Origin of the sequence: Haladaptatus sp. W1 (genome assembly GCF_001723155.1) — an archaeon.
GTDB lineage: Archaea > Halobacteriota > Halobacteria > Halobacteriales > Haladaptataceae > Haladaptatus > Haladaptatus paucihalophilus.
In genome coordinates, this window is record NZ_MEIH01000359.1 from 1 (window position 1) to 17,930 (window position 17,930).

General features: G+C 62.2%; 15 protein-coding genes and 1 pseudogene. 6 read left to right on the forward strand and 10 right to left on the reverse strand.

The window, feature by feature from the left end:
* Positions 1-790: glycoside hydrolase (locus BG842_RS21125; RefSeq protein ID WP_254663360.1), on the reverse strand; the 790-nt coding region annotated here is incomplete at its 3' end.
* A 416-nt stretch (positions 791-1,206) separates the two neighbouring features.
* Here BG842_RS21125 and BG842_RS33285 point away from each other — a divergent pair.
* Positions 1,207-1,392 (forward strand): annotated as a pseudogene (locus tag BG842_RS33285) (MazG-like family protein); the annotation flags it as partial.
* Here the strand turns inward: BG842_RS33285 and BG842_RS21130 are convergent.
* From BG842_RS21130 to BG842_RS30260, 4 genes are all read right to left on the reverse strand, one after another.
* Positions 1,393-2,076: a hypothetical protein gene (locus tag BG842_RS21130; RefSeq protein WP_254663361.1), complete on the reverse strand. Its 684-nt coding sequence runs from the start codon at positions 2,074-2,076 to the stop codon at positions 1,393-1,395. It abuts the pseudogene before it with no gap.
* A 262-nt stretch (positions 2,077-2,338) separates the two neighbouring features.
* Positions 2,339-2,851 carry a winged helix-turn-helix transcriptional regulator gene (locus BG842_RS21135; RefSeq protein ID WP_069452337.1) on the reverse strand — a complete coding sequence of 171 codons (513 nt, stop codon included), beginning with the start codon at positions 2,849-2,851 and terminating at the stop codon, positions 2,339-2,341.
* A gap of 156 nt (positions 2,852-3,007) precedes the next feature.
* Entirely contained in the window at positions 3,008-3,478 is a 471-nt protein-coding gene (locus BG842_RS21140) for a hypothetical protein (protein ID WP_069452338.1), read from the reverse strand.
* An 86-nt stretch (positions 3,479-3,564) separates the two neighbouring features.
* Positions 3,565-3,720 (reverse strand): hypothetical protein, encoded by a 156-nt coding sequence (locus BG842_RS30260; protein WP_175424242.1) that lies wholly within the window; start codon positions 3,718-3,720, stop codon positions 3,565-3,567.
* A 257-nt stretch (positions 3,721-3,977) separates the two neighbouring features.
* Here BG842_RS30260 and BG842_RS21145 point away from each other — a divergent pair, with 257 nt between their 5' ends.
* On the forward strand, positions 3,978-4,553 hold the full coding sequence (locus BG842_RS21145; RefSeq protein ID WP_069452339.1) for a nitrous oxide reductase accessory protein NosL: 576 nt from the start codon (positions 3,978-3,980) through the stop codon (positions 4,551-4,553).
* Between the two features lie 23 nt (positions 4,554-4,576).
* Here BG842_RS21145 and BG842_RS21150 read toward each other — a convergent pair whose 3' ends face one another.
* From BG842_RS21150 to BG842_RS21160, 3 genes are read right to left on the reverse strand one after another with little or no spacing between them, the layout of a single operon-like run.
* Positions 4,577-5,434, reverse strand: a complete 858-nt coding sequence (locus BG842_RS21150; protein WP_069452340.1) for an ABC transporter permease — start codon at positions 5,432-5,434, stop codon at positions 4,577-4,579.
* A complete protein-coding gene (locus BG842_RS21155; RefSeq protein WP_069452341.1) occupies positions 5,431-6,228 on the reverse strand; it encodes an ABC transporter ATP-binding protein in 798 nt (265 codons plus the stop codon). Before BG842_RS21155 ends, BG842_RS21150 begins: the two co-directional genes overlap by 4 nt.
* Positions 6,225-8,135, reverse strand: coding sequence for a NosD domain-containing protein (locus tag BG842_RS21160; protein ID WP_254663362.1), 1,911 nt, complete (start codon positions 8,133-8,135; stop codon positions 6,225-6,227). The genes BG842_RS21155 and BG842_RS21160 overlap by 4 nt, the downstream gene beginning before the upstream one ends.
* Before the next feature lie 209 nt (positions 8,136-8,344).
* On the opposite strand from BG842_RS21160, the gene BG842_RS21165 reads away from it, so the two are divergent.
* Complete coding sequence (locus tag BG842_RS21165; RefSeq protein WP_254663363.1) at positions 8,345-9,058, forward strand: nitrous oxide reductase accessory protein NosL; 714 nt, start codon at positions 8,345-8,347, stop codon at positions 9,056-9,058.
* Positions 9,059-9,227: 169 nt separating this feature from the next.
* Here BG842_RS21165 and BG842_RS21170 read toward each other — a convergent pair whose 3' ends face one another.
* Positions 9,228-9,581: a high-potential iron-sulfur protein gene (locus tag BG842_RS21170; protein WP_069452343.1), complete on the reverse strand. Its 354-nt coding sequence runs from the start codon at positions 9,579-9,581 to the stop codon at positions 9,228-9,230.
* 158 nt (positions 9,582-9,739) lie between these two features.
* Entirely contained in the window at positions 9,740-13,645 is a 3,906-nt protein-coding gene (locus BG842_RS21175; protein ID WP_069452344.1) for an Eco57I restriction-modification methylase domain-containing protein, read from the reverse strand.
* Positions 13,646-13,872: 227 nt separating this feature from the next.
* On the opposite strand from BG842_RS21175, the gene BG842_RS21180 reads away from it, so the two are divergent.
* The 3 genes from BG842_RS21180 to BG842_RS21190 form a co-directional block, all read left to right on the forward strand.
* Positions 13,873-15,054 carry a PQQ-binding-like beta-propeller repeat protein gene (locus BG842_RS21180; protein WP_254663364.1) on the forward strand — a complete coding sequence of 394 codons (1,182 nt, stop codon included), beginning with the start codon at positions 13,873-13,875 and terminating at the stop codon, positions 15,052-15,054.
* On the forward strand, positions 15,051-15,542 hold the full coding sequence (locus BG842_RS21185) for a hypothetical protein (protein WP_069452345.1): 492 nt from the start codon (positions 15,051-15,053) through the stop codon (positions 15,540-15,542). Before BG842_RS21180 ends, BG842_RS21185 begins: the two co-directional genes overlap by 4 nt.
* A gap of 1,522 nt (positions 15,543-17,064) precedes the next feature.
* The coding region (locus BG842_RS21190; RefSeq protein WP_069452346.1) for an AAA family ATPase at positions 17,065-17,930 on the forward strand (866 nt) is incomplete at its 3' end.

Genomic DNA, 17,930 nt, shown 5'->3' on the forward strand with positions numbered 1-17,930 from the left:
GGTACTGCCCTTCGGTGTGGGCGAAGTTCTTGTGGCACTGGTACACTTCGCTCCCCCACGTTCGGTAGTTCCGGTTGTTCGGGATGTTCGTCGAACCCACCGACAGCGGGACGCGTCCGCGCTGGTCGGCGAGCGTTCGGAACATCGCCCGCGCGAACCGCATCTTCCACGACTTCCAGCCGGGTTCGTTCATCAGTTCGATGGCCAGCAGGCGCGAATCGTCGCGGTGGCGTTCCATGAACCACCGGATGAAGCGTCGCGGCAGGTGCCAGCGCGCTCGCTGTTTCATGATTTCCTGCGACGGCGAGAACACCGGTCGAGCAGTGAGCGGGTCGGTGTTTTGCAGTTGGCGTTCCGTGGGATTCAACCCGATACCTTCGAAGATGCCGAGCAGGACCCGGAGACCGTGGTTCGCCGCCGTCGTCAGAAAGTGTTCGAGTCGGAGTCCGAACCGTAACGGCTCGCGCCGCCACGTTTCGAAACTCAGCCACACCCGCAGCGCGTTCAGGTTAATCCGACTCGCATAGCAGAGGTCGCGTTCGATGACGTCGGGGTCGTAGCCGTGCCACATCTGGAACGTGTTGTACGCTCTGGACGGGAAGTAGATGGCTCCGCGAACGTCGACCGGAGCGTCCGCTTCGTCGTTCGTCCCGCGGTCCCCGGACAGGCAATCAGCGTCGCTCTCGGTTCGTCGGACGGAACTCCCCGCCACGCCGACACCGGCCGCTACCGCGCCGAATCGAAGTACTCCTCGCCGCGTCGGATTCCCCTCCCACATCCGAACGTTCAATCACGTCAATCGCGTTCCGAGGACATATTAGTTCGCGGATGATTTCGATCAGGACGCTCCGAAACGGAGCGACCCCGGTTTGCGGTGGTGGATGAAGAAGGAAAAGAAGGGGAAGGGAAAGGATGAGAAGGAAAAGAAGGAGGGAGTTATAGTGGAATCAGTATAATATAGTATGATTTAGTTAACATCAGTATAATTCAGTTTGATATACTCATATTCAGTAATTTGCCGTAGCAATCAGTACTCCAACACGAGACAGTAGGAGCCGTCATTTCCGTACTCGCGGTCAGCGACACGGATATCCGGAGCCGCCGTCAGCGCGCCGAACGGGATAGTTCGACCACCACACGTTGCGTACCGGAAGGCAGCGAGGCGAACCGGAACAGTTTACTCCGACATGTCGGTTCGAAGTGAATATGGACGAACAAGAGGCGGTTGCCGCGTTCGTGGCGGAGCACGACCTGGAGAGCGACCCCGCGTATCGAATTCTCGATTTGGCCGCGGAGGTCGGGGAAATCGCGGCCGACGCGACGAAATCGACGGGGTGGGGTGACGACCCGGCGGCGCTCGACGTGACGGAAGACGAACTCGGCGATGCGCTGTTACGCGCTCGTCGGCGCGTTGAGTCCGGAATCGGGTTTGATACTCATCGTTCCGGCCGAGAACGCGAAGAAGACGCACATCAACAACCCCGCGACGATGCCGACGAGCTTCGGCGTTGTCTGAAGACGGATGCTCTGGAGGACGCCGCGCGCGTCGGTCCAAACGATATACGCGATGATCGCCGGAAGCGAGAGCACGAGCAGGTACCCGAGCGGGTTGTAATACCCCTGTCCCGGCATGACGGTCGGGTAGAGTATCCACCCCGCCAACACCATGCAAAGCAGGGCGTACTGCGGTTTCGTCGGGTACTTCGTGAGCACGAGGAGAAAGCCGCCCACGGCGAGGAGGCCGCCGATGAACAGGCTCAAAACCGGATAGATGGCGATGAGCTGCGGTGCCGTCTGACCGACGATTTGGGTTTCGACGAGACCGATACCGCCGAAGACCGCGGTGACGGCACTCGCCGTCAGAAGGACGCCGGCGAGCGGTATCGAGAGGAGTTCGCGCCGAATCGCCGCGGCGACCCCGGCCATCACGCAGATACCTCCGACGAAGAAGGAAAAGAGAATCCAGTGGGGCGTTGCCGCGTGCGTCGTCCCGGTGTGTGCCGCAACCGGAGAGGCCGCGATTTCCAATCCGATGATCAGGAAAAGGAGGTTCCGGAGAGTTCGCTCGACGTTCATGGTATGGTTCGGCGTTCTGACTGTCGTGCAGCCGAGAATGCGCTCGGCCGTCGCTTTCGTTTCATGTGCGTCTCCGTCCAGTACGGTGTCGGTTATCGGTGGCGTTGAAAGTAGGTTCTGGTGTGAACATCGAAAGAGGTGTCGATACGGGAGGAAAGGTCGGGACTCGGGGCGGGAAAAAAGTCGGAACCGGGGGCGAGAGAGGAGGTCGGGACGGGAGAGGGGGAAATTCTCCCGCTTCGACGGACGACCCGGCCACGGCCTATTCGACGAGAAGGCTATCGACGAGTCGGGTGAACCGGTCGATGAACCGGTCCGGAATCGACGGCGCGATTTGCTTCAGGAGCGTTCGCGTCCGGTCGGGGCGATTCACCACGAGCGTCACGCGGTTGTGGCCGTCGCGTTCCTTGACGATGACTTCCTGTTCGACGAGGCGACTCAGGTGCCACTCCAGCGTGCTCCGGGCGATGCCGAGGTCGTCGGCGACCGTTTGCGGGTTGGTCGGTTCGTGTTCGAGAACGTACCCGATGATGTCGCGCGACGTCTCCCGGCGGAACAGCGCGAGGAGACGCCGTTCCCACGGGTCGAACGATGGCGAGTAGTAGTGCGTTCGGCCGTACAGTTTCTCTTCGACGATGGAATCGTCGTCGAGCAGCCGGTGGACGTGATACTGAATTTGACCGGGAGCGAAATCGACCGACCGCACGAGTTCGTTGAAGTGAATGCCGGGGTTCCGCCGGATCTGAAGCTCGATTCGGGTACGTGTTTCCGTCATGTGTAGCTGTGGTTCCGTGTCGCCGTTCCTACCCGTTTCTCAGGTGACGAGACTTCTAAACCTCACGATGTTCCCGCGTGCTGTCGCGGTGAGCGCCTCAAAAAATGGGTCCTCACGGAGCGGCCGGGCGGTGCGGTCGGAAAGAAGTCGGCGAAATCACTGTTCGAACCCGTTCGGGAAGTCGGTGTCTACTCGTTCGTCGTCGGCGTCTTCGCGTCGAGGACGGTCCTCGGACCCGGCGGATTCCATCCGAGCGAAGACTACGGCCGCGATGAGCAACAGCGCCGTGGCGAAATCGAGTGCGTGCTCTATCAGGTGATGCATCGTCCCGGGCACGAACCCGAAGGCGGTGAGTCCGCCCATGAACGCCTTCGCCGCGAGCATCCCGAGCGCGAGCGACACGAACAGATAGGGTCGGGAACGGCGTTGTGAAAAGGCGAACACGCTGGCGCTGGCCAACACGCTCGACGCGATGCCGCCGAGCACGATGAAGACGAACGTCACGTCCGTCGTGGTACTACCGAGGTGCAAGGGCGTAGCAGGGTCGGCGAGACCACCGGTCGTCGAACGAGCGAGCGCTCGCATCCACGGAGTGCCAAAGACGAGGGTCAGGATACCGAGATTCATACGGAGTCAGCGGCGTTACGTGGCGGGTTTGCCTCGATTGTGTATAAACCCTGCCACGACCGTCGTCGTCGCGTTCGAAGCGTTACTCATCGTCGGTGCCACCGGTCCGTGTTCGGCTTCTCCGTCCGCGCGCGTCGAATCGGAACCGAACGACGTCGATGACGAGCGGCGTCGATAACGTGTGGGCGAGCGGGAGAGGTGAGTGAGACGGTCGGGACGGACGAGACTGTCGGGTGTGCCATTGGCGGATATCGCCACGGGTCGGAAAAGGCCGTTCTGGTGCGAGCCTCGAATGCGGGTCCTCGGGAGCCGTAGCATCCGTTTTCGACTCTGATCCGATTCGACGCGGCGGCGACTCGCCGCGTTTCGAGACGCGCGTTGGAGCGATGTCAGTGTCGGACCGTTCCGAACGGGGACCACAACGGCGCGTACCGCTCCGAAACCGGGATTCGAGGACCCTACCAGACCGTATTTGGGGAACGACTAGGTAGAACGGACAATGACGAAGCTTCGACACGCGGCGTCGCGGCGGGCGGTCCTCGTCGGTGCCGGAACGACGGGAATCGGCCTCCTCGCCGGGTGTCTCGGGAGTGGAAACGGGAAATCGGTGGAGCCGATAGCGCTGACGGGGACGAAACAGTGTGAGACCTGTGGGATGGTTCTGGAGCAACATCCCGGCCCGAAAGCGCAGTTCTTCTATCGGGACGAGGGACCCGAGCACGACGGTCCCGCGTGGTTCTGCAGCGCGTGGGAGGGATTTCAGTACGATATGCGAGCGAGCGACCGCGACTGGACGCGACGGGAGGGGTTCATCACGGACTATTCGGCCGTGGACTACGAGGTGTTCTCCGACGGCGGCGACCAATTCATCTCCTCGCATCTCCAAGAAGAGGCGTTCTCGCCCGTCAGCGAACTGGTCTACGTCGTCGGGAGCGACGTCGTCGGTGCGATGGGAGACGACCTGTTACCGTTCGGTGAGCGGGCGGACGCCGACGCGTTCACGGACGAGTACGGCGGTGACGTCATCGACTACGACGCGGTGACGCCGCGGCTCATCGGCCAAATCGGTCGCTAAAGGCTGAACGGTGCGGTGGGGCGCTACCAAACCCGACGGATGGCGACGGCGAGCAGAACTGCTGCCCACGCGAGAAGCGCCACGGTCGGAAAGAAGGGAGGAATCGTCGTCACGCCGCTCGTCGTCGCACCGATGACGGTCGTCATCACGAGCGCACGATACGCGCTGGCCGGACCGAACGCGAGGGCGACCGCGAGCGTTCGTTCCCCGAGTATCCCCTCCGCGAGTCCGCTGAGCACGAGCAGGTCGAGGCCGAGAGAGAGCGTCACAACCGAGATGACGGCGACGACGACGCCCGTGCGAACCGAGCGAGCGGTCGCGGAGACGGCGATACCGCCCACGAGGTTCACGATGCCGTAGAGGAGCGTCAGCGAGACGAACCGGACGTAGAGGACAGGCGAATCGGCACCGTTCGTCGTGGCGAACAGGTATTCGGCGGGTTCCGGCCGAAGGAACGCTATCGCGCCGACAAGCGCGAGCGGCACGGTGAGGAGCACGACCAGCGCGCACAGTCGCGCCGCCACGACGCCGCCGACGTAGGCCGCCCGCGGGAGCGGAAACGTCCGCAGTACGGCGAGTTCGCCGCTGATTCGGTCGTCGAGCACGGCGCGGTAGCCGAGTGCGAACGCGACCACCGGGACCAACACCTCGACGTAGGTCAGGAGGTCGATTATCATGGGCACGTACCCGACGGTGACGCCGCCGCCCAGAAGCGTGAGTCCGATGACGGCGACCGCGAACCCGCCCGCCAACCCGAGATAGGCGCGACTCCGTCGGATGGTCGTCAGTTCGCGGCGGAAGACCGGCCTCGCAGCGCGGAGTCCGAGGCCGCGGTCGGCGCGCGTCGGCCGTTGCGTGGCCGTCGCCGTCTCGTCGCTCATGCGTCCCCTCCGCCGCTTCGAACCGCGACGTGACCCTCGTGATCCGCAACGAGGTCGTCGAACAGCGTGCGGAGCGACCCCTCGTCGTCGGTGACGCTCTCGATACGCCCGCTCGTCGCAACCTCCCCGCGTCGGAGCGCCACCACGTGGTCCGACCGTTCCGCCACGAGTTCGAGGTCGTGCGAACTCAACAGGACGGCCGTCCCGTCCGCCGCGACCCGGTTCGCGATATCGAAGACGCGCTCGCTCATGGACGGGTCGAGGCCGCTGGTCGGTTCGTCGAGGACGACGAGCGGCGGCGAGCCGAGGAGCGCCGTGGCGATTCCGAGTAAGCGCGTCATGCCACCGGAGAGGTCCGACGCGCGTCGGTCGCGGGCGGATTCCAGTCCGACGCGTGCGAGCGTCGATATCACGTCGTCCTCGCCGACGATGGCGGCGTACGCCGCGACCGTCTCCTCGACCGTCAGTTGGCCGCGGAACGAGGGCGTTTGTGGAAGGTAGCCGATGGTCCGTCCCCGGTTCTCGGGGCGCGTAATACTCCCTTCAGTCGGCTCGATGAGGCCGGAGAGGGTGCGAAGCAACGTCGTCTTCCCGGACCCGTTCGGCCCGATGAGCGCGGTTACGGTTCCCGTCGGCACCGTGAGGGAAACGCCGGATAACACGGCGACGTCGCCGAAGCGTTTCGTGACGTCGGCGGCGGTGACCGCCGAGCGTTCCGTGGATTCACGGGGTCCAGCGTCGTCGGTCGCGGACTGTTCGACAGCGTTCGGAAGGTCGGGGTGCGTCGTCGTCATGAGTCGTATGTAATCGCGGTTCGGTCGGCGAACTGTTCCGCGCGGGAAACCCGGTCGGGGTTGGACGGGTGCGAGAGCGGACGACGGTCCACCACGCCGTCGGTGCGCATCCCGGGGACGGTTCCGCGGAGGAACCGTGTCAGTCGATACCCCGGCGACTCCGCCACCACGCGAACGGCGGGCACCGTGGCGAGTCGTCGTCCGACCGGGTCCGTCGGGGAGAACGAGCGGTCGAGGCGGTCCCCCGCGGTTCTACCGGGCGCGCCGCCCCAGTAGTTACCGACGCCATCGTACGTCCAGACATGCAACGTGCTGTACGTCGATGCCGCGTGGCGCTCGTTTGAGACGAAATCGTTGTTCGAAACCGAGTTCGACGCGAGGAGGTCGGTCGCCTGCGCGCCGATTCGGTTTCCGTAGACGACGTTCTCCTCGTAAATCGAGTGGCTGGTCGTCACCTCGAAACCGTACGTGTTGTTCGCCACGATGTTGCGCGCGACGTAGGCTCGACTCCCGGCGACTGAAATTCCGATGTCGGCTCCCGACACCCTGTTATCGACGACCGTGGTGTTGGTCGGTTTCGTCATCACGCTGATTCCCGAGCGTCGCTGGTCGCGCATGGTGTTGTTCGCGATGAGCGTCTCGGAGGTGTACATCAGGTGAACGCCGATGCGTCCCCCGGTCATCGTGTTGTTCCTGACGATGAGGCCGTCCGCGCGATGGGTTGCAACGCTGTCGCGACCGTCGAGAAACCGCGAGTTCTGGACGACCCCGTTCGAGTACATCCACATGACGCCCATGCCACCCTCGTACCGGTCGTCGCTCCCGTGAAGCGTGAGGTTCGTGACGACGGTATCGGTGCTGTTCGTGACGAAGACGCCGGTATCCGGCGTCATGACCGTCACGTCGGCGACCAGCGTTGCGTCGGCGTCGTCGACTCGCATGGCCGCACTGCTGTCCGCGTAGGCGTTTTTCACCCACGAATCCCATCCGCGACCGCTGCCGACCCACCCGGACGAGTCAGACCCGGCTCCGGAATCGGTTCCGGTGATGGAGAGTCCGACGACCGCGGCGCGGTCAGCACGAACGGTAACGACACCCGTCGAGTCGTTACCGCGGACTGTCGCACCCGGCGCTCCTCGGAGCGTGATTGGTTTACGGATGGTCACGTTCCCCTCGTAGGTGCCGGGGGGAACGAACACTGTCGTGTTGGCGGGCGCTCGGTCGATTGCCGCGGCGATTGTCGGTGCGTCGCGGCCGACGACGACGGACGTCGGCCGTTCCCGATAGCCCGCCGTCGCTCGCACGTCCCGGTCCGCCCCAGCGCGCTTGGACGACGCGTCCACTCCCGCACGGCGGTCGTCCGCCGTCCCGACCGTCTCCACGGCAGTCTCCCACCGAACGACGCGACCGCCGTGGGTCGCCGCGAACCGTTCCGCGTCGGTTCGGTCGCTGAACGCGGGGACGGCCGGTCCGGCCATCGTCCTGCCGTCGCTGTCGCGGACGAAGAACGCCCGGTCGGCGCGAACCCAGTCGGGAGTGCCGTCGTGCGCGAGATAGCCGTCCTCGGTCGTGCGAAGCGAAACCGTCGAGAGGTCGCTCACGTAGACGGCGATGGGCGTCCCGTATCGCTGTGCCGTCTCCGGAAGCTTCGATACCCGCGCGTACGCCGAGACGCCGTAGTATCCCAGCACGTACCGGTAGCCCGAGTAGAAGACCTCGACCTGCGGCACCAATAGGTCCCGCTCGCGACTCTCCTCGATGGCGGTCGACGAGAGACCGGCCGAGACCGTTTCGTGGAACGCCACCGGTTCGGGTGTCGCCGTCGTATCGGCGGCGAACGAGCCGACCCCGATAGCGGTCGTTGCGATGATGAGCACGACACCGAGCGCCGTCACACGTCGAAACACATCGATACTTCCCAGGCGACCAGTATAGCGTGACTGGTACACATCTCGAACCGCGCGACCGCCGCCAGTGGTCCGTACGGTCGAAGAATACAGTCGAGTGTGATGCATCTGCCGAGTGATATCCCGTACGTGCCGTTTTCAGCGCCCATTCCGGCTGATTCGCCCACCGTACCAGAATGACCTAATAAATATACTGGGACCCTTACTCCATGGGACGAAAGGACCAGTCAGGAACCGAAGGGAAATTCGACCGTCGGACGGTGCTGAAAACGGGTGCGCTCAGCGCGGGAATCGCTCTCGCGGGCTGTCTCGGCGGCGGACCGGGCGCTGACGGCGGCGAGACCGTCGCGGCGACGATGAGTCAAACGGGTACGACGAACGACGGGACAGTTCGAACGGAAGACGGGACGGAAGCGGAGGAAGGAGAGACGGAACGAGACGACGAGACGGCGGACGGTGAAACGTCCCACGAGGACACCGCCGAGGGAACCCCCGAAACGCCCGCGAAGGACGAGAAATGCGCCGTCTGTAACATGAAAGTCGCGATGTATCCGAAGTACAACGCGCAGTTGCAGCAGACGGACGGCGAGCACGTCCACTTCTGTTCGACGGGATGTTTGGTCGCCTACGTCGAAAAGCCGAGTCAGTTCGACGACGACGCGTCCCCCGACGACATCGGGACGAAGTGGGTGCACGACCACGAGTCGAAAGAACTCGTCAGCGTCGCCGACGAGTACTTCGTTCTCGAAATGAACGCCGAGCACGTCGACGACCCGATGATGAAAAACCCGCTCGCGTTTTCGACCGAGAGCGCCGCGAAAGCGTACGTCGAGGGGTACGACGACCTCTCGACGGACGACATCGTTCGGTTCGATGCGTTCACCCTCGAAACCGCGAAACAGTATCGAGGTCGATTCTTCTAGCGAGACGAACCGTTTGCAAGAACAGCGGTGATTTTCGCGGATAGTCTTGTGTAGTCATCTATTTACTCTGCACGTCCACTCGACGACCGTGGCCGGACAATCACGGACTAGTTGCGATAGTCGCGGACAGTTCGGCGAGAAGAACCGTCAGTTACCGTCGTACCGGGCATCAGTCACCGTCGTACCGGGCGTAGAGCGTACACCACGCGTCGGGTGCGATATCCCCTTCGACGACGGCGCACGCGCCGAGGTCGTCGCCGTTCTTGTCGGGGACGTAGTGAATGCAGTTTGCACAGGTCGCGGTTCCTCGTGCGGCGTGGTAGTTGACGCCGCCTTTCGACCGGAGCGCGTCCGGGTTCCGAGCGGTTCCGCCCTGCGCCGTCGCGGTTCGATACGGTTTCGGAACGGGGTCGGCCGATTCACCGTCAGAGGGGCCGCCGAGACAGCCCGCGAGCGCTACCGCGGGGGAGGCCCCGAGCCCTCGAAGAAATCGCCGTCGAGAGAGACGAGTCGAACGGTCCATACGGCAATAACCGGGTGGACGGTAAATCGGCGTTCTGGTGCATCCCTCGAATTCGAGACCCGCGCCAGTCGGCGGAGAGTTCACCGACGTGCGTTTGAAACCTATTTGGTGGATTCCGGTCGCATTGTGAAATCGATGCGGTGTTCGACAGGGGTAATTCACACGCCGTCGGCCTTCTCGACTCGCTGTCGAGCGAGTTTGACGACGCCCCGATAGAGGTCCCGGTGGACCGCCTCGTCGAATCCGAGGAGGTCCCGGACCACAAGCCGGTCGAGTTCGAGTCGGTCGGGAACGACGCGCTCGAACGATACCGATTCCGGGTCGGAGGTTCCCAGTTCGTCGAAGATGGACGCGATGGGACGGGCACCAAGTTGCTCGAACCGCGTCTCGATATCGGCTTTCAACTGGTCATCGACGGCATTCGGCCGCGGAATCGGTGTCCTTCTGTGGTCATCGGTCGCGATGTCCAGCGCGCCCTGCCCCAGATTCACACGGCCGTTTACCTCCGCGGCGAGCGCGCCGTACGTCGAATTGAGCAGTCCCGCGACGAACCGCCGGTTCCGTTCGCCGCCGGGAACTTCGATTCCGTGAAGGCGGTTGTCGATCCACGTTTGATGGGTCGGAAACCAGTAGGCGTGGCGGAGGTCGATATTCTTCATCGGGAGTACGTCCCCGCGCTGGAGGTCCTCGGTGAGGTCGTACCACCCGACACCGCGGCTCGAAACCGAGGACGGGAACGGCGTGCGTTTGCGTCCGATATCGTCCCGGCTCGGGTCGTACTCCTCGCCCCAGCGGATGTACTCGGCGACGTCCCCGTCCAGTTCGTCCCGCGGATCGTCGATGCGGAGGACGTATCGGAGCCCCCGACCCGGTTCGAGCGATTCGGGGTCGAACATCGGCGTCTCGAACGATTTCGACGTTTTCAACACGAGGTTCGGCTCCCATCCGTCCGCCGTCTCGTGCATCCAGTACGACCGCGGTATCTCCAGTTCCGTCGCGTAGCCGCCGTCGGGCCACTCGCCGGTGGCCGTCAAGACGAGGGAGTCCCCCTCCGGACGCGCGTCGTAGTAGTCGCTGGGGAGGTAGAAGAACTGGTTCGCGCCGGTTCGGGTCCCCCGCTGGACGGCACAACGGGAGCCGAGCGGGACCAGTTCAGGGTCCGCGTTGCCCACGATATCGAAGAAGACCGTCGGCGCTCTGGTGTATTTTCCCCACTTGCCCGAACGGTAGTCCCCCCGCGGTCGCACCCACCCGTCGGCCTCGTCGGTGGTCGTACTCGCACCGCCGAGCCGCCACAGCGCGGATTCGGGAACGCCGATGGACCGCCACCCGTCACCGGTTTTGATCGTCAGCCGTTCGTCGTGGAAGGGGAGGGAAGAACCAGTTCCCGACCCGACGAGGACGGATTCGAGGGTATCCCCGGAAACGAATCGGTCGTACTCCGTGTACGCCGCCACGAACTCGACGGCGTTCGACAATCGGCCGGAGGAATTCCGATTTACGACGGAGAGAACGGTGTTGACGTCCGCCTCTTCGAACGTCCGCCGGGCGCGGCTCTCGAAGAGATAGCGGACGTCACCCTCGGAGAGAAGAAATTCCTGTAATCGAACGCCATAATCGACGTCCAACCACGCGTTCGAGGTGACGAACGACAGCGTGCCACCCTCCCGAAGCACGTCCATCGAGCGGAAATAGAAGTACAGGTACAGGTCACTCGTCTTGTACGGCACGATGTCGAACCGCCGTTCGACGAACTCGCCGAGCGCTCGTTTGTACGCCGACTTCGACTCGCGGGACGCACCGGTGCGGAACGCATCGGTAGCGGTGGCCGTGGTGGCGGTCGTCGCGTCGGGAGCGGACTGGTGGGGGTTCGGTGGGGAGATGTTTTCGTGGCGAACGTACGGCGGGTTGCCGATGACGATATCGAACCCGCCGGTCGTCATCACATCCGGGAAATCGAGTTCCCAGACGAACCCGTCTCCGTCGTCCGACTCGACCCGCTCCCGAAGCCGTTCGATTCCGTCGAGCGTGGCGGTCGCGCTCGTCGAGGACGCCGACTGCCGGTCGGTGGCCCGCTCCAGGGCGGCGAGGACTAGATTCGTTCGCTGTGCTTCGACGAGCGTCGGGTCGTCGAGTTCTCCCTCAAAAAATCGGGTCTTTCGGTCCACGAACTCGCGGCGTTCCCGCTCCAGTTTCCCTCCCGTATCGTCCCCTTCATCGGCGCAGTGACGGAGTTGCTCAAAGGGAAGGTGCTCGTCAGCGCTGGCGTTCTGGACCAGCGTGTCGCCGACCAGCAGGTCGAACGAGAGGTCGGGAAAGAGAGAGTGCACATCGGGACAGGGAGCGCCATGATGGGTATCGCCGGGATGAGTCTCGGCGGAACGAGTAGCGCCATGACGAGTAGCGCCGGGAAGGGTATCGTCTGAGCAACCGTCTTCGGACCGGAGCAACGAGAGCCAAAGACGCATCTCCGCGACGTGAATCGCCCACGGTTTGATATCGACGCCGGAGACGTTCTCGGAGAGGACTCGCTTTTTCAACCTGTACGCCCCATCGTAGCCGAGTTTTCGATAGAGTTCGGTTAGAATCTCCGTCATCCCGACGAGGAACGCACCCCCGCCACACGCGGGGTCCACGATGTCGAGCGAGCGCAGGACGGACTCCAATTCATCGGTCGGTTCGGCGGGTTTGGGGTCCCAATCGAGGGAGTCGCCGAAGACGAACTCGACCAGACGCCGTTCGGCGTCCGCCTCGTCGATGTCGAGTCGGTCGCGGAACTGTTCGTACAGCGCCATCCGGCACAGCAAGTCCACCTCGGTACGTGGCGTGTAGAAGATACCCGCCTCGTCGCGTTCCCGCTCGGCGATGAACGATTCGTAAATCGTCCCCAATATCCGAGGAGAGACTGCGATGTCGATGTCGTCCGGTCGCTCCTCGGCGAGCGTGAAGGGATACTCCTCGAAGAAGTCACGGATGACGGAGCGCAGGGTGGCGTCCGAGAGGAAAGCGCCCTCCGTCTCGACGACATCCGACCGGAAGAGTCCGCCATCGAGTTCCGGACGTTCGGAAAGAGCGTCGGCGACCGGACGGGGGAACGCGGAGGAGTTGGGGAACGGCCTGGAGTCGGGAAGTGCCGAGGAGTCGGAAAGTGCCGTCGAATCCGATGCTGCGGTATCATTGAAAGCTGTCGTATCGGCGGGCGTCCCGTCGGGTTGATGAACGCGACCGAAGAGCGCGGAAAGCCATTTTTCGTGGAAGCAGTCCACATCATCGGACCGTTCGTACTGCCGGAGGAACCACAGGAGGAAGTCCGTTCGCCCGCCGAGCAGCCCCGTTTTTTGCAGGAAATAGACAAACGACAGCCGATTCAGCGTGAGGTGCGCACCCTGGTCGGCCGCAGTCTCCGACATTCCCTTCTCCCGGAGTTCGGTGCGGAGGGTATCGAACACCTCCGTGTACTCCTCGTAGAACCGCCGCGTGACCGACTCGAGACGGAAGGCGTCGTGAATTCGGTCGGCGAGACCGCTCTCGGTCGCGTTCAGTCCCGCCAGCGCGCTGGCGACGGTTCGGTGCGTTTCGCCCGCTCCGAGGACGTACCGCCGGAGAACGGGTCGGCCGGTGGTGATGTCACCGATTCCGTCCTCGTACGGCGTCACGAGATGCCAAACGTCGGCGTCCGGAGCGTGGAAAACGGCCACGAAGGAACCGCTACCGCCCCACGCTTCGGAACGGTTGGAATCGGCGAGGTCACGGACGACGCTTCGCTCGGCGGTCCGCGTGAGTTCCTCCAGTTCCACGTAGACCACCCGAAACGACCCGGCTTTCGCAAGCACGCGAGCGGCCATCGTCCGCGATGCACTCGACCATTCGCTGACCGGAAGGTCCTGCCACGGAGTATCGCCAAGCGACGAAGGCGTCGCTTCGAAGTCGAGTAGCTGCACGAAGAGGGTCCGAAAGAACCGAGTCGCTGCCTCCTCCGTCGGACGGGATTCCTGCTCGAACGTTCCGAGCGATAGCCCGTCGTCGAGGTGGCGACGAACGACCTGCGTTCGGTCGTCACACATGTTCGACGGGAAAGACGAGAAGTGTTGAGCCGTCGATACCGGTTCGCATACGGAACCATGGTGTTCCGCCTTGCTTAAATGTTACAAACGAGCCTCGGGCTATCCACAGAGGGAAGTGTGGACGATTTAATGAGTGGGAGAGAACGGTGCGGTACTGCATCGGATACCGACGATTTTCCTCACGTCGTTTTCGAAATTGTTTATTACGGATAGGACTGATTCAGAACGTGTTTCCAGAGTCCCCACGGGTTTCACGCCGACAGCTACTCACCGCGGGAGGTGCCGCCGCCCTCGGTGCGTGGTACGTCCGCCCCTCCCTGTTCACGAGCGAGCAGTCACTCGACCCGTCGGTTCCGCCCGACGCGTGGCCGATGCGCGGTCGGGACCCGTCCCGGTCGGGATACGCGCCGACGACGAGCGCGCCGACGGACGACGTTCGGGTCGCCTGGCGGACGACCGCCGGCGACCCGCATCTGTTCCAGTCGCCGACCGTCGCGGGAGACATCCTCTACGCCCTCACGCGACACGAGTTGGTCGCGCTCGACGCGGCCACCGGAACGGAACGATGGCGGTTCGCTACCGGAGGCGAGCTCCCGCAGGGAGGTCCAGTCGTCGTCGATGGGCAGGCGTGTTATAGGGCAGGAGTGAATTTGTACGCCGTCTCCGAGAACCAAGCCCGGTGGAAGTTCGCCACGAACAGCAGTTTCGACGAAGTGCTCCCGGTCGGGAACACGATCTTCCTCGCATCGTACTTCGGGAGTTCCGACTCGCTCATCGCGTTGGATGCATCGAACGGGATTCCTCGCTGGAAAACGCCCAGCGAATATCGACCTCTCGCGTACGCGGACGGTATCCTCGTTGGAGCGGGAAACCCCGGAACCACTCTCGTCGGCCTCGACGCAACGAACGGCGAAACGCGCTGGCAACTGTCACGGTCGGGTCTCCCCGGTGATATCGCACCGGCGTTCGGGAACGGTCCGGTTATCTCGAACGGAACGTTCTACGGCGGGGCGGGGCGACTCTACGCGGTGAACGTGCGGCAAGGAACGGTCGAATGGACCACCGACGCGACCGGGGCAGCGATGGCGACGAACGGGAAAACGATATTCCGCGCCGGAGAGGGACACGTCGTCGCGGTCGATTCGACGGATGGTTCCACCCGCTGGGAGAAGTCGGTGGGACGGATAGGGGAGAACCGGACGAGTTTCATCTCTGGCCTCGCGGTAACGGATACCGCCGTGTACGTCGGAGCGGAGTCGGGCCTCGTCGCGCTCGGCGCTGCCAGCGGGGAACGGTTGTTCACGTTCGAACCCGAAGCGGGAACCGGTTCAGTCGGACCGCCCGCCGTCGTCGGAGAGCGGGTGTACGTCGGCATCGAAAACGCGGTGGTCGCGTTGGAGGAAGCATGACGGACGAGAAAACGGCGGGTGGCAAAACGGAAGATGGCAAAACAACGAGTGGCAAAGCAACAGATTGCAAAACGGCGGATGACGAGGAAGGAGTAATCCGTCGAATCGAGACTGCACTCGATCATCCACTTCGGCTGGTCGGCGTCTGGATCGGGTTATCCGGTATCGTCAATAGCGTTCTCGGGTCGTTGCTCCGGGCGTGGATGATACGGCCGCTCCCGATTTCGCTGTTTGTCGTCGGTAGCATCGTAACAGTCTTCCTCGCGGTTCCGCTCGTCGCGTATCGACCCGACGTGGGGTTCGGAACGGCGTTCGGATTTACCTTCGTCGCTGTCGTCGCCTTCGGCGTACTGAACGCGATTGTTGGCGATGGATACGACACCGGCGCGGGGGTCAGCGGGTCGCTCTATCCGGTCCTCGATATCGCACTCCTCTGGACCGCCGCACTGCTAATCGCCGCCGCGCTGGTCGTTCGTACCGACGGCTAAGTGCACGGTTCCGCTTTCGACGGTGGATTACTCTGTTCGTACTCGGGAGGATGGCGACCGACTCGAGTTCGAGACCGAGCGGTGAATTGATAGTTAGGATACATACTTTGGTTCACACACACCCCTCGTCCAGAGTGTAACGGGGGAAGGTGGGGGGTGGGGGAGGGGTGGGTGGGGTGAGGTGAGATGAGACGAAAATAACGGAGTACAGTCGGTCGAGGGAAAGACGAACGGATGTCGAAGGCCATGAACGGTCCCGCAACATTACACCTCGCAAACGACATCCCACGAACTTCATCCCGAAAACGACACTCCACAAACCCCGTTCTCCAAACCACACCCAACAAATCACACGTTTCAGCGGCGTTTCCGAGGGATCGCTTCGACTGGAACGGAGTCGAAGACGAATAGAAATTCGTCTTTAATAAAATGAAATTAGCTTAATGGACTTTTCGTGCTCTAACATATTATACTTACCTATTCAGTCATCTGCACAGATACGTGAACGATTACTGGTTAGCTTCCGTCAACTTCCGATGTTATTCTATATATCCGTTTGCTTTCCCCCTCTATTATATAGAGCTCAACGAGATAATATTGAACAGGCGATGAATTACTTTCGAGTATATATCGATTGATTCTGTCATCCCGAGCAACGTCCCGAGTAACGCGACTGCCTCGGTATTTCCGTTAAAATCCGTCTGAGGCCTTTAGACCGTGTTCTCCCGATCTATCACAGAATACCCGTGTCTTCTCTCCCCACTCCACCACCCCACCCACCATCTTCCCCGTTACACTCTGGACGAGGGGTGTGTGTCACCCCTTTCTTGCTTCCGACAAATCGACGCTAACCTCCAGACGAAACGTACCTTCTTTCGCCCAGTAACGCGTTTTCTCGTCCATTATTTTCAACTTTCGTCTAGTCGGTCTTTATCATCGAGACTCACTTCCGACTTTCAGGAATACCTCTTTCAAAGACTCCTGATTTTGCCACCGTTACACTCTGGACGAGGGGTGTCCAACATCACACAAACACAACACGTTACTGCTCCGTTCTACTTCCCTGACGGTTTTTCCACACGTCCGTTTTGCTTCCCCATCTTCGCTTTTTTGCTCTCCCATCTTGTTCTCCTCTCCCGTCTTGCTCTCATTTCATCTCGACTGTTCTCATCGTTCGTGTTTTCACTCTGGACCGGGCGTCTGTTCGACGAGCAGGCTTCGACTTTCCGGTTCGTCGTATCCACCCTGTTCGTCGTTTCTACCCTTCCCGTTCTCTTCTCATCCACTTCTATTTCTCATCTTCTCCCTATCCTCTTCCCTCCTCTTTCCATCTTCTTCCCGCCCTCTTTTCACCCTCTCTTCCCCCCTTTCGATTCTTTTTCACTCTTTCTCGGGTCTTGGTGATGTGAATATGACACCGACGAATTACGCCTCTTCTCTCGCATATTCGGTCGATATACACTCGACACGTTGTGTGGGGGGAAGGCCTAGTTATTTATACTGAGCGCACGCTGGCTGTCGTATGTCCGATGAACCTCCCCGGCTCTCCGATTTCGATACCACGGACGACCCGGCGAGCGACCCCCTGTTCAACGTGGACGACGGAACCACGACACAGGTGTTCGAACGAAAGGAGTTGCTGAAAGTCGGCCACGTCCCCCAGAGTACGCGCATCGTCGGGCGTGATTCCGAGATCGAGTCCGTCGCGGCCGAACTCCGACCCATCGTCCGTTCCGACCCGCCGAACAACGTCATGATATACGGCAAGACCGGAACCGGAAAATCCCTCGTCACACGGCACGTGACCGAGCGCGCACGACAGGCTGCCGGTGCACAGGACGTCGACGTCGGTACCGTGTACGTAGACTGCGCACAGCACAACACCCACACCAGGGTCGCTCGGTCTATCACCCGGACGCTGAACGACGAGGACAAGACGGGGATTTCCATTCCTCGGACGGGTATCGGAAGCGGGGAGTACTACGATTACCTCTGGGAGGTTCTCGACCGCTGTTACGACGCCGTGATCATAATCCTGGACGAGGTTGACCGACTCGAATCCGACGACGTACTGATGCAACTCTCTCGCGCGCGCGAGTCGGGGAAGGCCGATTGCCACCTCGGTATCGTCGCCATCAGCAACAAGATAGAGTACCGCGACCGGCTCAACGAGCGGGTCAAGAGCAGCCTTCGGGAGGAGGAGTTCGTGTTCCAGCCGTACGACGCGAACCAACTGCGGGATATCATGGAACACCGGCGCGACGCGTTCAAGGAAGGGGTCCTGACTGGCGACGTCATTCCGCTGACCGCCGCGTTCGCCGCACAGGAACACGGTGACGCGCGAAAGGCAATCGAAATCCTCCGCCACGCCGGGGAGCTCGCGGAACG

Excerpts from the sequence above, each read along its gene's own strand:
- BG842_RS21135 (WP_069452337.1), bottom strand. The coding sequence starts at position 2,851 with ATGACGGAAACACGTACCCGAATCGAGCTTCAGATCCGGCGGAACCCC.
- BG842_RS21185 (WP_069452345.1), top strand. The coding sequence starts at position 15,051 with ATGACGGACGAGAAAACGGCGGGTGGCAAAACGGAAGATGGCAAAACA.
- BG842_RS21145 (WP_069452339.1), top strand. The coding sequence starts at position 3,978 with ATGACGAAGCTTCGACACGCGGCGTCGCGGCGGGCGGTCCTCGTCGGT.
- BG842_RS21170 (WP_069452343.1), bottom strand. The coding sequence starts at position 9,581 with ATGGACCGTTCGACTCGTCTCTCTCGACGGCGATTTCTTCGAGGGCTC.
- BG842_RS21130 (WP_254663361.1), bottom strand. The coding sequence starts at position 2,076 with ATGAACGTCGAGCGAACTCTCCGGAACCTCCTTTTCCTGATCATCGGA.
- BG842_RS21150 (WP_069452340.1), bottom strand. The coding sequence starts at position 5,434 with ATGAGCGACGAGACGGCGACGGCCACGCAACGGCCGACGCGCGCCGAC.
- BG842_RS21175 (WP_069452344.1), bottom strand. The coding sequence starts at position 13,645 with ATGTGTGACGACCGAACGCAGGTCGTTCGTCGCCACCTCGACGACGGG.
- BG842_RS21140 (WP_069452338.1), bottom strand. The coding sequence starts at position 3,478 with ATGAATCTCGGTATCCTGACCCTCGTCTTTGGCACTCCGTGGATGCGA.
- BG842_RS30260 (WP_175424242.1), bottom strand. The coding sequence starts at position 3,720 with ATGGCACACCCGACAGTCTCGTCCGTCCCGACCGTCTCACTCACCTCT.
- BG842_RS21155 (WP_069452341.1), bottom strand. The coding sequence starts at position 6,228 with ATGACGACGACGCACCCCGACCTTCCGAACGCTGTCGAACAGTCCGCG.
- BG842_RS21165 (WP_254663363.1), top strand. The coding sequence starts at position 8,345 with ATGGGACGAAAGGACCAGTCAGGAACCGAAGGGAAATTCGACCGTCGG.